This is a genomic window from Labilibacter marinus, from assembly GCF_001659685.2.
GTDB lineage: Bacteria > Bacteroidota > Bacteroidia > Bacteroidales > Marinilabiliaceae > Saccharicrinis > Saccharicrinis marinus.
This window is the reverse complement of sequence record NZ_LXYE02000033.1, coordinates 61189-76397: the sequence shown is the minus strand read 5'-3', so window position 1 is coordinate 76397 and position 15209 is coordinate 61189. Positions and strand designations below refer to the sequence as shown.

10 protein-coding genes are annotated in these 15209 nt (G+C 37.0%); 1 reads left to right on the top strand and 9 read right to left on the bottom strand.

All coding sequences use genetic code 11. The features are described 5' to 3' along the window. Positions 1-111: 111 nt before the first annotated feature. Together A8L32_RS13550 and A8L32_RS13545 are read right to left on the bottom strand one after the other, a co-directional pair. The gene (locus A8L32_RS13550; RefSeq protein WP_158027246.1) at positions 112-786 is read right to left on the bottom strand and encodes a DUF4332 domain-containing protein; all 675 of its coding nucleotides are present in this window, start codon (positions 784-786) and stop codon (positions 112-114) included. A 27-nt stretch (positions 787-813) separates the two neighbouring features. Beyond that, complete coding sequence (locus A8L32_RS13545) at positions 814-1227, bottom strand: DUF6326 family protein (protein WP_075590800.1); 414 nt, start codon at positions 1225-1227, stop codon at positions 814-816. A 351-nt stretch (positions 1228-1578) separates the two neighbouring features. Here A8L32_RS13545 and A8L32_RS13540 point away from each other — a divergent pair, with 351 nt between their 5' ends. Then, complete coding sequence (locus A8L32_RS13540; protein WP_075590759.1) at positions 1579-3252, top strand: dipeptidase; 1674 nt, start codon at positions 1579-1581, stop codon at positions 3250-3252. A 533-nt stretch (positions 3253-3785) separates the two neighbouring features. On the opposite strand, the gene A8L32_RS13535 is transcribed toward A8L32_RS13540, so the two are convergent. The 7 genes from A8L32_RS13535 to A8L32_RS13505 all read right to left on the bottom strand — a co-directional run bounded on the left by A8L32_RS13535 (position 3786) and on the right by A8L32_RS13505 (position 15125). Beyond that, the gene (locus A8L32_RS13535) at positions 3786-5300 is read right to left on the bottom strand and encodes an alpha-L-fucosidase (protein WP_075590758.1); all 1515 of its coding nucleotides are present in this window, start codon (positions 5298-5300) and stop codon (positions 3786-3788) included. 174 nt (positions 5301-5474) lie between these two features. Then, positions 5475-7274 (bottom strand): hypothetical protein, encoded by a 1800-nt coding sequence (locus A8L32_RS13530; RefSeq protein WP_075590757.1) that lies wholly within the window; start codon positions 7272-7274, stop codon positions 5475-5477. A 53-nt stretch (positions 7275-7327) separates the two neighbouring features. Next, positions 7328-9004, bottom strand: a complete 1677-nt coding sequence (locus A8L32_RS13525; protein ID WP_075590756.1) for a metallopeptidase TldD-related protein — start codon at positions 9002-9004, stop codon at positions 7328-7330. Between the two features lie 339 nt (positions 9005-9343). Continuing rightward, positions 9344-10177, bottom strand: a complete 834-nt coding sequence (gene lgt, locus A8L32_RS13520) for a prolipoprotein diacylglyceryl transferase (protein WP_075590755.1) — start codon at positions 10175-10177, stop codon at positions 9344-9346. A gap of 157 nt (positions 10178-10334) precedes the next feature. Next, on the bottom strand, positions 10335-13631 hold the full coding sequence (gene secA, locus A8L32_RS13515; RefSeq protein ID WP_075590754.1) for a preprotein translocase subunit SecA: 3297 nt from the start codon (positions 13629-13631) through the stop codon (positions 10335-10337). Between the two features lie 115 nt (positions 13632-13746). Next, entirely contained in the window at positions 13747-14145 is a 399-nt protein-coding gene (locus A8L32_RS13510; RefSeq protein ID WP_075590753.1) for a hypothetical protein, read from the bottom strand. Between the two features lie 176 nt (positions 14146-14321). Then, positions 14322-15125, bottom strand: coding sequence for a M48 family metallopeptidase (locus tag A8L32_RS13505; protein WP_075590752.1), 804 nt, complete (start codon positions 15123-15125; stop codon positions 14322-14324). Between the last annotated feature and the right edge of the window lie 84 nt (positions 15126-15209).

Genomic DNA, 15209 nt, shown 5'->3' with positions numbered 1-15209 from the left:
ATCAAAGTAACTGACATATACAATTTACCGTCTCCTATATATTATACTTAATCCATATGGTATTTTCATACGAATGATAAATACAGGCAAAAACTTAGAATTTACATTATCTTAATACTCCACCTCAATGGGAGTTTCTTTAGCAGCATCAACAAATATTCTAATATCGTTTAAGCCAATACTAGCTTTGTAAAAGCCTTTTTCTTTATTTAATTGATTTATTCTGGTATGCAATTCTACAGGGTCTGATTTTGATGCCTTCTCTACCGTATCAACTTCCAAGGCATAAAGCATTTGTGCAAAAGCAACACCCACCCATTTTATCCTTGATAAATCGGTAAGTTTGGTAAGTTTCAAAATATCTGCATCACCAATCCCTGTTTGATGAGCCAGTTTTTGCCTGTCGCTTAAGGTTAAAACTTTATCGTATAATTTAACCGTGTTTTTAATTCCAATTTCTTCCAACTTCATCACAGCATCTTCGGGTATACCCGAAAAATCAGCAATCTTATTGGGTTTAGGTAGTGTACTATTAATTTCTCTTAGTAATATCTTTAAATAGTCAGCATTTAAACATGGAACGTTGGACAACTCTTCTAATCTGTCCTTTTTCTTTAGTACCTGAACTAAAGCCTGAACATTATCAATACCAATGCTTTTAAAATACCCGAATCGCTCCTCTAGTTGATCTTTTAAAACCCTTCTGCTTGGTGGCAAATACGCCGACTCTAATTTTATTCGATATGCATCAATTGTCACTTTTTCTAAATCAATATAGTATCCCATCATTATACTTTTAAGAGTTGTCATTCTCTATTCCTCAAACAAATCATTCTGCTTCCATGTCCATGCATAATAAACTATAAAAATGGTGGTTGCAATTTCTATTGTTCCGAAGAATAAATAATAAAGAGAAGGAGTGCCAACAAACATGGTCATTACCATAGCTAATGTTTTTATTGAGCCTGCAGCAATATTGCTCCACCTATTGGCATTATAATTTAACACCCTCGATAGTAAAATCATGGCAATAGGTATCTCCATTAAAATGGCACCTAAAAACAAAAAATTCTCGGTTAATTCAAGCCCTTCTACCGTGCCTGTTAGGTATTGCTTTAACAACGACGAATCCATAAAGCCCAAGATGTCGCAATACACGTAATTAAACATTACAAATATCCACAGGGTAGAAAGAATTACCTTCCTGTCTTTAAAATTCTTTTTCATTTTATGCATCATTAATCGATTTAATAACATTTAATAATTGACCAACAAAAAGCTAAGCCCATCGCCCATGCCTAATTTAATCAATTACAAAAACAAAGATCTTCACTTTTCAATCATTTTTCAATTTTAAGCACCAAGTATTCATTTTTAAAGCAAGAATTACCTTTCCAAGGTACCAACAATGAGCTTTTAAGACTCTAGTATTTACTCACCACTTGTTCTCCGATAATGTGCTAACACCACAATACCTTTTACCTTTACTCCCTCGTACCACATATATCATGTTGCAGTCTGCCAAAAAAGTTTATTTTTGTGAACAACAGTATATTCAATCAACTTAAAATATCATTTATGAGTAAAGTAAAAATTTTACTATCGCTTTTTATGGGTATTGCTCTTTTATTTCCCCAAATGAGTAAAGCCTGTACCAACTTTTTAATTACCAAAAATGCTTCCGCCGATAAGTCGGTGATGATTTCGTACGCAGCCGATTCGCATGATTTATACGGAGAGCTTTATTACTGGCCCGGACAACAATGGCCCGAAGGTGCTATGCTAGATGTATACGAATGGGATACGGGCAAATACCTGGGTAAAATAAAGCAAGCCAGCGAAACCTATACGGTTATTGGTAACATTAACGAGCATCAGGTGGCCATTGCCGAAACCACCTTTGGCGGAAGAAAAGAACTAAGAGATACCACAGGCATTATCGATTATGGTAGTCTTATTTACATTGCACTTCAGCGTTCTAAATCGGCACGCCAAGCCATTAAAGTAATGACTGAACTGGTGGCTGAATATGGATATTACAGTTCGGGCGAATCGTTTTCTATTGCGGATAAAAACGAAGCTTGGGTGATGGAGATGATTGGAAAAGGCGTAGGTAACAAGGGCGCTGTTTGGGTAGCTCGTCTTATTCCGGATGGAATGGTTTCGGGACATGCTAACCAGGCACGTATTACTAACTTCCCGATGAACGATCCTGAAAATTGTCTTTTCTCTGAAGATGTGATTGAATTTGCTAAGACTCAAAAATACTTCGATGGCAAAAAGAAGAACTTTAGTTTTGCCGATGCCTATGCGCCATTAGATTATGGTGCTTTACGCTTTTGCGAGGCTCGTGTATGGTCAGGGTTTAGATTGATGAATCCTGAAATGGAGAAATACGAGGACTACGTAAAAGGTGAATCTAGTGAAAGACTTCCTTTATGGATTAAGCCTTCAAAACCTGTTTCGTACAGAGACTTACAAAACATCATGCGCGACCATTTTGAGGGTACGTCAATGGATATGACCAAGGATGCTGGTGCTGGTGCTTTTGGCAAACCTTATCGTTTCCGTCCATTAACCTGGAAAGTTGACGAGAAAGAGTACTTTAACGAAAGAGCTATTGCCACGCAACAAACCGGTTTTTCGTTTGTGGCTCAACTACGTAGCTACATTGTACCTGACGCAGTTGGTGGTGTACTTTGGTTTGGTGTTGACGATGCAGCCACTTCGGTATATGTACCTATTTATTGCGGCATCAACAGCATACCCGAAAACTTTAAAGTGGGCAACGGAAGCTTATTGGAGTATTCTTCAACTTCGGCATTCTGGATTTTTAACCGTGTATCTAATCAGGCTTATAGCAGATATAACTTAATGATTGAAGATATTAAAAAGGTACAAACACGCTTGGAGGACAAGTTTGAGGATTATGCTCCTGTCATTGAGCAGGCTGCCAAACATCTTCATCAGTTAGATCCAGCTAAAGCGAAAGAGTTTATTACTGAATACTCCTTAGCACAAAGCAAACTTACGTTTGATGCCTGGAAAGATTTGGATGAGTTTTTAATGGTTAAATACCTGGATGGGAATCTGCACAAAGAAGAGAACGGTGTTTTCTTGAAGAATGAACACGGTAATCCTTATCACGCAGAATTCCCTGGCTATAGCAAAGAGTATTATCAGAAAATTGTTGACGAAACTGGTGAAAAGTTAAAAATGAAGAAACTTCCTGGAGAAGAGAGCACACATTAATAATATAGTTAATTGGTCAGTAGATATTAGTCAATAGTGATGATGTAATATCTTAAAATATAATCCCATTGGACTTAGTTCCTTTGGGATTTTTTGTTCATATAGACAGAGTTTAAAGCCCTCATTTGTTGTGTAGAAACAGACCTCCTTTGCTTTGAAAATTACCCTAGAGGGGTAACATGCTTATAGAATATTAGGAACGAATAAGAAACGACTCCAGGGGAGTCGAATATTTAAATAAGCTTTATACATATGTGACTCCCCTGGAGTCAGTATTCTAATTTGCGTTTCTACTATAAACATGTGATGCCGCTGGCATCAATTCCAAACACATTAACATTGTAAATCATTTAAAAATAAGCCCATCGAAAATACATTCAATGGGCTTATTTGTATAGGTTGATGTTTTTTTTGCGAATTATATTTTTCTCCGCATAAATGTGCGACAACAATCTGCATTCATCTGCGAGAAACTATTAATTACACCATACCCATCTATTTTCTATCTCATGTCTTTTATCTAAAAATATCACCTACTCCACCTCTATTTTAAACACCGTTGCAATATCATTCATTGGTGCATCAGGAATAGTGAACTCAAACACACGTTTACCCATTTTCCAATCTACTTCAACATCTGAACCCATAACCGAAATTCGTTTAATAGGCGTTGCTGGCATAAAGTGACATGGAATGAGTTTCATGGTTTCAATAGTCTTACCTACTTCTGGTTTTCCGAGCATAAACATGTAAATGGTTTTTCCATCTTTAGATTGCAAAAACCTAAAATCATCTGCAGTATATTCTGTAGATGCAGATTGTCCTCCAAAATGACCATCGCTTACTTTGGCATTTCCAAAACCATAGATATAATATGGTCGCGTATTGTACACAGCCTGTCCAAATTCTTTCATCCAAGCACCAATTTCGTGCAATACAGTACGTTGCTCTTCAGGAATAATGCCATTGGCCTTAGGTGATATATTTAATAACACCACACCATTCTTACTCCATACATCAATCATATTACGCACTACCATATCAGCCGTTTTATAGGTCTGACCTTCGGTGTAACACCACGAACCATGGCTTAAAGTAACATCCGTTAACCATACTGATTCTGACAGGTCTTTTTTACCGCCTTGCTCAATATCCAATACCCCAACTGAAGATGGCATATCGTACTGCTTATAAGCAATAACAACATCCTGATTGGTCTTTTTAGCTTCGTTTAAATAATACGCTGCAAACTCCTGACGATATTGCTCGGGTATTAGGTTTAACCATGAATCGAACCAAATAATATCTGGCGAATACTGATCAATCACCTCTTTTAGTTGCGCAAACCAATACTGATGAAACTCTTCTGCAGGAATATTTCCGTACAATTTAGCCGTATCTGGGTCGGTAGATGATGTTGCCCAAGCTGGGTTATATGCATAATGGCTATCATTGGCTCCCCAATAATCTGGCCTGTCTTTAAAACGTTGCAAATTACGTGCATGATGAAAGGTGGCAATGGTTTTCAGTCCGTTTGCTTTTAACTCTTTCATCATCTCTCCTGTAATATCTTTACCCGGACCTCTATTCACAACATTCCAAGGGTTTACTTTACTATCCCACATGGCATATCCATCGTGATGTTGCGCACAAGGGCCTCCAAATTTAGCTCCAGCATCTTTAAACAGCTGCACCCAGTCCTTAGCATCAAAATGCTCTGCTTTAAACATCGGAACAAAGTCGTGATAATTAAAGTCTTTAGGGTCGCCCCAAGTCTCTTTGTGATGTTTCATCACATCATGCCCTTCCTGATACATATTACTTGGATACCATTCGTTTCCATACGCAGGTACCGAGTATAATCCCCAATGAAAGTAAATACCGAGCTTAGCATCGGCAAACCATTCTGGCGATTGCTGGTGTTTTGATAAGGATTCCCAGTTAGCTTCATACGGTGTAGCTTCGGGAATTTGTTTGGGGTTTGGTGTATTACATGCCATAAGTGCAAGTAACATCATTAGGCATAAGCCTGAAATAGATTTTTTCATTAGTGATATAATTAGTTTTTAAAGGATTTCATAGAACATGAATACTTATAACGGCATTAAAAATAACAATAAAATGAAACTACCATGAGCACATTCGTTCAAAAATAAAAAAAGCCCATTAAACAAAAGTTCAACGGGCATAAATTATATTATAATATCGCTCCTAACAATAAACTACTCCATCATTGGACTCGGTACGACTCTGCTGGCTGACTTAATATTATTTTTAACGCCAGTTAGTTCCGCTGATTCTAGCAATAAAGCATCTGGACAAATTACAGATATTGGTGTTCCCTGAATTCCTATCATTTGCTTTTTGATAATTTCCAAAATCTCAGGTGGAGCTCCTTTGTATCGCTTCATCTTATTTTCAATTTCAGCATAATCAGGCAATAAAGCGTTAGTTACATATTCCCCATCACCTAAGGCTTCAACTTTCATTAAGGTTCTATCGCTATACTTAAAACTTACACCGCTCACTACCTCTTCAGAGCCATCACTCACATTCATTTTTACATAACTAACAGGTGCTTTATCAGCATGACAATCCAATGCTTTAACAATAAAAACATATTCTAAGCCTTCCTCTTCAGCAAGGGCTAACATACTTGCTTTTATCTCTTCATCAGTTTTTACTTCGTTGGTACTAATTTTAACCACAGAAGGAGCTATTTTATGCGAAACACTATTTTTCTGCACATAAAAACGCTTATGGCGCGACGAAGTATGCTGAATAGCCGTAGGGGTTCTTCCAACTATTTGCTGCTGCAACATTCCATCTTTAATTAATAGGGTTGTTTCTTCAGGAACAAGACCATCTAAATCTAAACTAAAACTACCTAACATCGGTTGCCCTTTATACTCGCTCATCAAAGGTTTTAATTCAACAGATAGCTTTTTATCCACTACCTTTTTACTGATGTAATCTTCCCAGGTCTTAAATTCTGCTCTTACTAAACCTTCTTTCTTTTTAAATACAAGGTTACGTGGATTGCCTACCAGCCCCATACCTTTTTTGAAAGTTTTGCTATAACACATATCTACTCCTGCTTTATCCATAAACAAAACTGGTCCATTATATACATCCTTATACTTATCTGCTTTTTTATAGGCCTGCATATTTTCTACTAGCAGATTAATATCAGAAGTAATTTCATCTACAGATGGCAAAGCTTTAAAGCTATTATGATAGTACTCCAAACTTTGATTAAAAGTATGGTTATTATTATCCAACATTGTTGCATTTACTGTTAATACATAAAAACGGTAAGGCGTTTGAAATTTGATACCCTCACTATTTACACTATAGTGCATGATATGCTGATAATTGAGCTCAACATCCGATTCAATTATATCGCTAAAGTTTTTAAAATGGGCTGATAATTCTCTGATGTTTCTTTCAAATGCAACTTTCGATATTTCATTTTCCAACTCATCCTGCATGGTTTCTTTGACTTCTTCTTTACTAAAATCAGGACTTGGCAAATCATCTACCGCAATACCCTGACGCTCCATTTGTTCCGTCTTATTTTTATATTTCTCTGCAGCTCCTTTATAAACATTGTTAGTCATGATCCATAGAGACTTTCTAATACCATCGTAGTTTAAATCTAGAGGTACAGAAAAATACCCATCGTTGTGGTTTATTTTATTTACTTTATCCCAATATTTCTCATCATTTAAGGCGTAATCTCCCATTTTTACATTGACACTACACCAGGCACCGTCGCTTAAACTAGACTCTACTAACGAACCCATTGTAGCAGCAACCTTACCTCGCTGAGCGGAGGTCACCCAGTAACCTATATAAAATGGAGTCCCACTATCATCCAGCTCTAACTGGGTCATATTACGCTCCAGCTCATCCTCCATAGCTTTAAATACTTTTGTAGATGAAGATTTTTCTGAAGCTATTGCGCTTATGCTTACTAATAAAGCAAATGCGGCTATTATATATTTATTTATGATTCTCATGTTTCTTAGCATTAATTAATTTCAAAATCAGTTTCTTTTCCAACATCCACATACTATAACCCTGGAGGAGTTAAGATAGGGCCTGTAGAAAACTTCTGTGATTTCTTTTGCGTTTCTATTTTACCCACCAAAATAGCTGGAGAAACTGTGGCTACAGGAACACCGCCTGATTCAGCTCCACATGTTCCATTAAATAATCCTTCCGTATTACCTCCTGCTTCAATTTTTGAAAACATCGACAATGGAGTACCTATTAAATCCACACCTCTTACCAGTTCATCAGGTCTGCCATCAACGTAAACTTTATATACCTCATTAGGTGTAACGTTAAAAGCATTAGGTATAAATCGCCCTGTCATGGTAAAACCTCCTGTCACTTTTTTAAAGTAATACCCATATTCCAATTTCTGCTTCTTACACTCTTTAATTAACATTTTTCGTAATTGCTCATCGGTATATTTCTTAGTCACTTCAATAAACATATTTGACTGACGTGAAACTGGTGTTCTGAAAATATCGCCACGACCATGACCATTTGATGTTGTAAAACCTTCGATAGGGCTAGAGCACATTAAAAAGTTATTTAACACTCCGTTTTCAACCACTTTCACTTCTCCACCTTCAACACCTTGATCGTCGTATTTATAATATCCATTTAAATCGAATCCATGATAGGTTTTAATTTGAGGGTTAAAGGTTACGCTAAAAGTTTTAGGAAGTACCATTTCTCCAACCTTGCTTTTAAAGGTTTGACCATTGGTTTCATCCTTTAAACGATGGCCCTCAATTCTATGTCCAAAAATTTCGTGAAAAAATACGCCTGCGGCTGATGGAGAAAGAATAGCTGGTCCTGAATAAGGGTCAGCAATAGGTGCATTTTTAAGTTCAATTAACTTAGCCACAACCTGCTTAGTCGCATTTAAAACAGAATCCTTTCCTGGTAAATCATTCGGATCGAAAGCATCCATAATATGGTGCAAACTCATTTGATTTCCTTCTTCGGAACGAATAGTACCCTGAATCATAATTCGGGCTGTCAAATAATTTTGAGCCAACAACTGGTTTTCTGAAGAAACAAAGTACTTACGTTTTTTCTCAAACCTAAAGTTTACATTGCCCTTGGTAAAATCCTTATCCTGACTAAAAAGTGCAGATGCTTCTTTTACCATTGCCTCAAACTCTTGTAGTTTTTCATCACTGACTGTGATAGGTGAAACAGGCTCAATATACTCTACTGCTTTAGTGTTAGAAAAATCTGGAATAGAAGTTTTATCCTCTACTTTAATACTGTTCTTCTTAAAACGAAACTCCTGAGCGGCCTTTTTATAAGCACCATCAGTTGCATTCCAAAGTAACTGACGAACCGCCATCTCATCAAATTCAATTGGGTACTGTTTAAGTGTATAAGCGTTTTGTGGTCGCTTGCCTTTAATCAGGTGAGTATTGTCAAAATCAGCACTACCTACGCGTACGGTAGGGTTAAAGAAGGACTGCTTTGACATGTTTGAACCAGTTATCTGGCCCATGGAAGCATTGCGATACCACGTTTGACGTGATTCAACCCGATAGTCCATATAATATACGGCAGGGCTTTGTTCGCTCAAGATTTTAAACTCTCTGTTTAGTTCGGTTTGAATTGTTTCTAGCTCCTTATCCTTTACAGTGCCAGAGGCCATCAATGACCAGCTCATCATGCATAATGATGAAAACAATAAGATTTTTCTTCTCATTTAAAATTTAGTTAATGATTAAAATATATTGGTATATAATATCTATTACAGAACGATTGCTCTGTAATTATTTTCAATAGTTAAGGGTTTAAAAGAAGACATTATTAAGCCACTACTAAAAGTTAGCTTTTTTAATCATTAGAAAAATATATAATATTTTTGAATAAGCGAGTATGATAAAGCAATTATTTTCAAATAGATATAGATTTATCATAGGCATCAGAATAAACCACCTACACATATATTAATATACCCCCTTATTTGTAAACGAGCTCTAACAATAAAAAAAAGCCCATTGAGATCAACTCAATGGGCTTAATATAAAATTATATACTTTATCTATTTCTTAGCTATTTTTACTTTAGTAGATTGATAAATGAGATACACACCTACTAATATAAATGGGATACTCAACCACTGTCCCATATTCAAAGCCATATCAGCCTCAAAATCCTCCTGATTATTTTTAACGAACTCGATAAAGAAACGAGAAACGAATATTCCTATTAGGTAAACGCCAAAAAGTAAACCTGTACGCTCTTTGGCATCCGTTTTCCAATACATATACATCAATAAACCAAATAATGCCAAGTAAGCAAGTCCTTCGTATAATTGAGTTGGGTGAGAAGGCGCTGTAAAAATAGGCTCTGCGTTTAAATGAATCCATTGGTACATATTATCTACAAACCTAAAAGCCCAAGGCTTATCCGTTGGATGACCATATATTTCTGAATTAAATAGATTACCTAAACGAATGAAAAATGCCGCTAAAGCAACAGGTACCGCCAAACGATCTAAAGTCCATAAAGGGTTTGTTTTAGATATTTTTTTAGAGAATATGATAACTGCTGTAATCACTCCAATAGCGCCTCCATGACTCGCTAGTCCTCCTTTCCAAACCATTAAAATTTCGCCAATATTTTGCGAATAATAGTCCCATCCATAAAAGAATACATGACCTAAACGAGCTCCAGCAATGGTTCCTAACACTACGTATATAAATAGCTTCTCTAACCAAGGCAAAGGAATTTTTTCGGATTTAAACATCCTTTCTAATATGTGGTAACCCAACATAAATGCAATGGCAAAGCATAAGCCATAATACCTTACAGATATTGGTCCAAGACTAAATATTTCAGGTTTAACAGTCCAGGTAATAGAATTTAATACCATTTCAATAATTTAATATTGTTACGCAAGCTGGTTACAAACCATTAAAAACTTGCTTAAGTTAAAATGAGTAGTTAAATGAAACTCTCGTTCATAAAACTACTCATCTTTAATCATTTATTCAACATAAAAAAGCTGAATATTTATTTGTTAGTTTTCACTATGCGGGTAAACCTTTACCGTGGCATTGCTTAAACTTTTTACCGCTTCCACAAGGACAAGGCTCATTACGTCCTACCTTTTTCTCTACTCTTACAGGTTCCGCTTTAGGCTTTTCCTTTTGCTCGGCTCCGTCATACCCTTGGCGACTTGCGACCAACCGGCTTAAATCCTGACGTTTGCGCTCTTCCTCCTCTTTAATATCCTCAGAATCTCGAACTGGAATACTTGCTTTTACTAAAGTAGAAACAACATCTTTATTGGCTTGATCTAACATGGTTTTAAACAACTCGAAAGACTCAAACTTATAAATCAATAACGGATCTTTTTGCTCATAAGATGCATTTTGTACCGCCGTTCTCAAATCATCTAACTCACGTAAATGCTCTTTCCAAGCATTATCAATGGTCATTAAGATAATTGACTTCTCGAAAGATTTCACCAACTCAGCACCATTTGACTTATATGCTTTTTCAAGATTGGTAGTAATCTGCATCATCTTTTGTCCATCGGTAAATGGAACCACAATATTGGTGTATTGATGCGACTTATTTTCGTATACATCTTTAATCACTGGCATTGCTTGCTCAGCGATAGCTTCTATTTTACGTTGGTACGCACTCCACACATCACCATAAAGCTTTTCTGACATTTCTACAGGATTTCCTTTTAAGAACTCCTGAGCGTCGAAAGGTGAAGAAACCGAGAAAATACGAATCAAGTCCATTTCAAAACCTTCGAAGTCGGCATTGGCATGATGCTCTGATACCATGCTCTCGCATGTATCGTAAATCATGTTAGATAAATCTACCTGAATACGCTCTCCGTATAGGGCATGTTTACGTTTGGTGTAAATCACCTCACGTTGCGAGTTCATCACATCATCATACTCTAATAAACGCTTACGAATACCAAAGTTATTCTCTTCAACTTTCTTCTGCGCACGCTCAATAGACTTAGTAATCATCGAATGCTGAATCACTTCACCATCCTCAACACCTAGTCTATCCATATATTTTACAATACGATCTGAACCAAACAGACGCATTAAGTTATCCTCTAATGATACAAAGAATTGTGAACTACCCACATCTCCCTGACGACCAGCACGACCTCTTAACTGACGGTCGACACGACGCGATTCGTGACGCTCCGTACCTACAATGGCTAAACCTCCTGCGGCCTTCACCTCATCCGAAAGCTTAATATCGGTACCACGACCAGCCATATTGGTAGCAATGGTTACAATACCACTTCCCCCTGCTTCAGCCACAATATCGGCCTCACGCTGGTGTAATTTCGCATTCAGTACATTGTGTTTGATACCACGTATCTTTAACATTCGGCTTAATAACTCCGAAATTTCTACCGAAGTAGTACCTACTAATACTGGACGACCTTGCTTCACAAGACCTACAATCTCCTCAATGGAAGCATTATATTTTTCACGATTGGTTTTATAAACCTTATCGTCTCTATCATCTCTGGCAATAGGTTTGTTGGTAGGAATCTGAACCACATCTAATTCGTAGATATCCCATAACTCACCCGCTTCCGTTTGGGCAGTACCCGTCATACCCGAAAGCTTGTTATACATTCTAAAGTAGTTCTGAAGTGTAATGGTAGCATAGGTTTGTGTAGCTGCCTCTACTTTCACACGTTCTTTTGCTTCAATTGCCTGGTGTAAACCATCAGAGTAACGACGACCGTCCATAATACGACCTGTCTGCTCATCTACAATTTTTACCTTATTATCCATCACTACATACTCGGTATCCTTTTCGAATAAAGTATAAGCTTTTAATAATTGATTGATGGTATGAACGCGCTCCGATTTTACACTATAACTCTGTAGTAAAGCATCCTTCTTTTCTAACTTCTCTTGATCCTCTATGTCTGATTTTTCTAATTCAGCCACTTCAGAACCAATATCTGGTAATACAAAAAAGTTTGGATCATCCGTATCACCTGTAATTAAGTCAATACCTTTCTCGGTTAACTCTATCGAGTTATGTTTTTCATCAATAACAAAATACAGCGGATCGGTAACAATATGCATGTTTTTGTTATTCTCCTGCATATAGAAGTTCTCTGTTTTTAACATGCTTGCCTTAACGCCAGGCTCACTTAAAAACTTAATCAATGGTTTATTACGCGGAAGACCTTTAAATACACGAAGTAATTCCAAAGCACCTTCTTCAGCAACTTTTTTATCCTCCGACTTCATTTTCTTTTTGGCCTCTACCAAAATACCTGAAACCAACTGGCGCTGCACTTCTGCTAGCTTTTCAACCTTTGGCTTAAGTTCTTCAAACAACTGATCGTCGCCCTTAGGCACAGGACCAGAAATAATTAAAGGCGTACGAGCATCATCAATCAATACAGAATCCACCTCATCCACAATAGCATAATTATGCTTGCGTTGTACCAAATCCTCTGGAGAAATGGCCATATTATCACGTAAGTAATCGAAACCAAACTCGTTGTTGGTACCAAAAGTAATATCGCTGTTATAAGCTGTGCGTCGCTCATTGGAGTTAGGACGGTGCTTATCGATACAATCTACTGAAAGACCATGAAACTGATAAAGAGGTCCCATCCATTCGGAGTCACGTTTTGCTAGGTAGTCATTCACGGTTACTACATGAACACCACGACCCGTAAGTGCATTCAAGAACACAGGCAAGGTAGCCACAAGCGTTTTACCTTCACCCGTTGCCATCTCAGCAATTTTACCTTGATGAAGTGCCACACCTCCAAACAATTGCACATCGTAGTGAATCATTGCCCAGGTTACCGGTGCACCACCAGCATCCCATGTGTTATACCAAATGGCTTTATCACCTTCAATATCTACAAAATCGCGGCTGGCCGCTAAATCTCTATCAAACTGAGAAGCTGTTACCTCTACTTTTTCGTTTTCCGTTAAACGACGCGCTGTATCTTTAAGAATAGCAAAAGCCTCTGGTAATAGGTCGCCCAATACTTTCTCTAACTTCTCATCAATATCTTTTTCTATTTTGTCAACCTCTGCATATATCTTCTCTCTCTCAGTGATTCCAACTGCAGGGTCTTCTGTTTTAGCTTTTAGTTGAGCAATTTCTTCTTTCTCAGTTTTTATTGCTTCATTAATTTTAGCTCTTAAGCCTTCGCTACGCTGACGTAAATCATCGTTACTTAACTTTTCTATTTCAGGATAAACAGACTTTACCTGATCTACTACTGGATTTAATTCCTTTAAATCTCTTTCGTATTTGCTACCAAACAACTTGGTAACCACATTATTTAAAAATGCCATGATTTATATAATATAACTTGAATGCGCACCAATAATCAATGCTTCATTCAATATTTAATTTACTATGAATTATAACGAATGGTAATATTTATCACCGAATGGGAATATACTTATATTAGCAAGATAGAGGTCCTGCTCTATTTTGGAAGTTGATTCCTTGGTAAGTGCTTGAGAAAAGAAGTTCCCCAGCTTTGATATTAGGATTTATGCAAGGGCTCAGATAGTGCTGATACCTTAAATAAAATACAATGGGTACATAATCGATAGAATAGGCAGAAGTAGCTACTTGGGCCCTCCCCGATTCTATCAGCTTATTAATCTTAAATTTAGAATTAGATTTAGATTTCTTTTGCTTGCCAACAGTTTGTAACCTATCCGCAGCATGTATATCTAACTCAAATCCATAATTACGAAGTGTTTCGGCATTCAGTTCTAAAGAACCACCCACGCACGACGACATCGTCACCAATAGCGTGATTCCTAAAACCTTAAACTTTGAAAAATCTTTCTTCATTTTTATACCGAAAATTCTAACGATCACAAATGTAAAAAAAAGTATCAAGTATTAAGTATCAAGTATAAAGATTTATACACAAAACACCTATTCCATTAAAGGCCACAGTCTCCAGTAAGCAATAAACAGTATCAACACACACTCAGCGTACGAATTACTAAAGACTGTAGACTAAATTACTTCTTTAAATACTTATATGCTTCTGGTAAATATGCCTGAATATCTTTAATTCGTGTATCATCCGCTGGGTGAGTACTCATAAATTCTGGTGGTTTTTGACCTCCACTCTCTGACATACGTTTCCAAAAAGTAGCTGCTCCTGCCGGATCGTATCCTGCCATAGCCATAAATACCAATCCCATTTTATCCGCTTCGGTTTCATGCGTTCTAGAAAATGGCAATGTCATACCATATTGTGCTCCCAAACCAAAGGCTCCCATATAGATTTGCTGTGTTTGTTCTGGTTGCTCTTGCATGGCTACCTGTAATCCTGTGGCTACTGCCTGCACACCCATTTGCTGACTCATACGCTCGTTACCATGACGTGCAACTGCATGCGCAATTTCATGGCCCATCACTACAGCTAAACCATTTTCATCCTTTGTAAAAGGAAGAATTCCTGTATAAAAAACCACTTTACCACCAGGCATACACCAAGCGTTTGGCGTAGGATCATCTACTAAATTAAATTCCCAACTAAAGTTTTCAACATGACTACCTAGCCCGTTATCTTTTAAGTATTTTTCAACAGCAGAAGCAATATTCTCGCCTACCTCTTTTACCATAGCGGTTTGCTTTTGGTCGGTAGATAGCTTAGCTTCTTTTAAAAAGGCACTATAATTACTTAAACTCATTTCAGTCATTTGTGACTCTGGGAATAAGTTTAATTGCGAACGCCCTGTAATAGGCACTGTAGAGCAAGCTACAACAACTGCAGCCAAAATACTTATGACTGATATCTGTTTCCAATAGTTTTTCATTCTATTTAGTTTATTGCGTTTAGAATCTTAGATTATTTTATTCTCTTATTTTGCAAAAATATAAGTTTTAAATGAAAACAATCA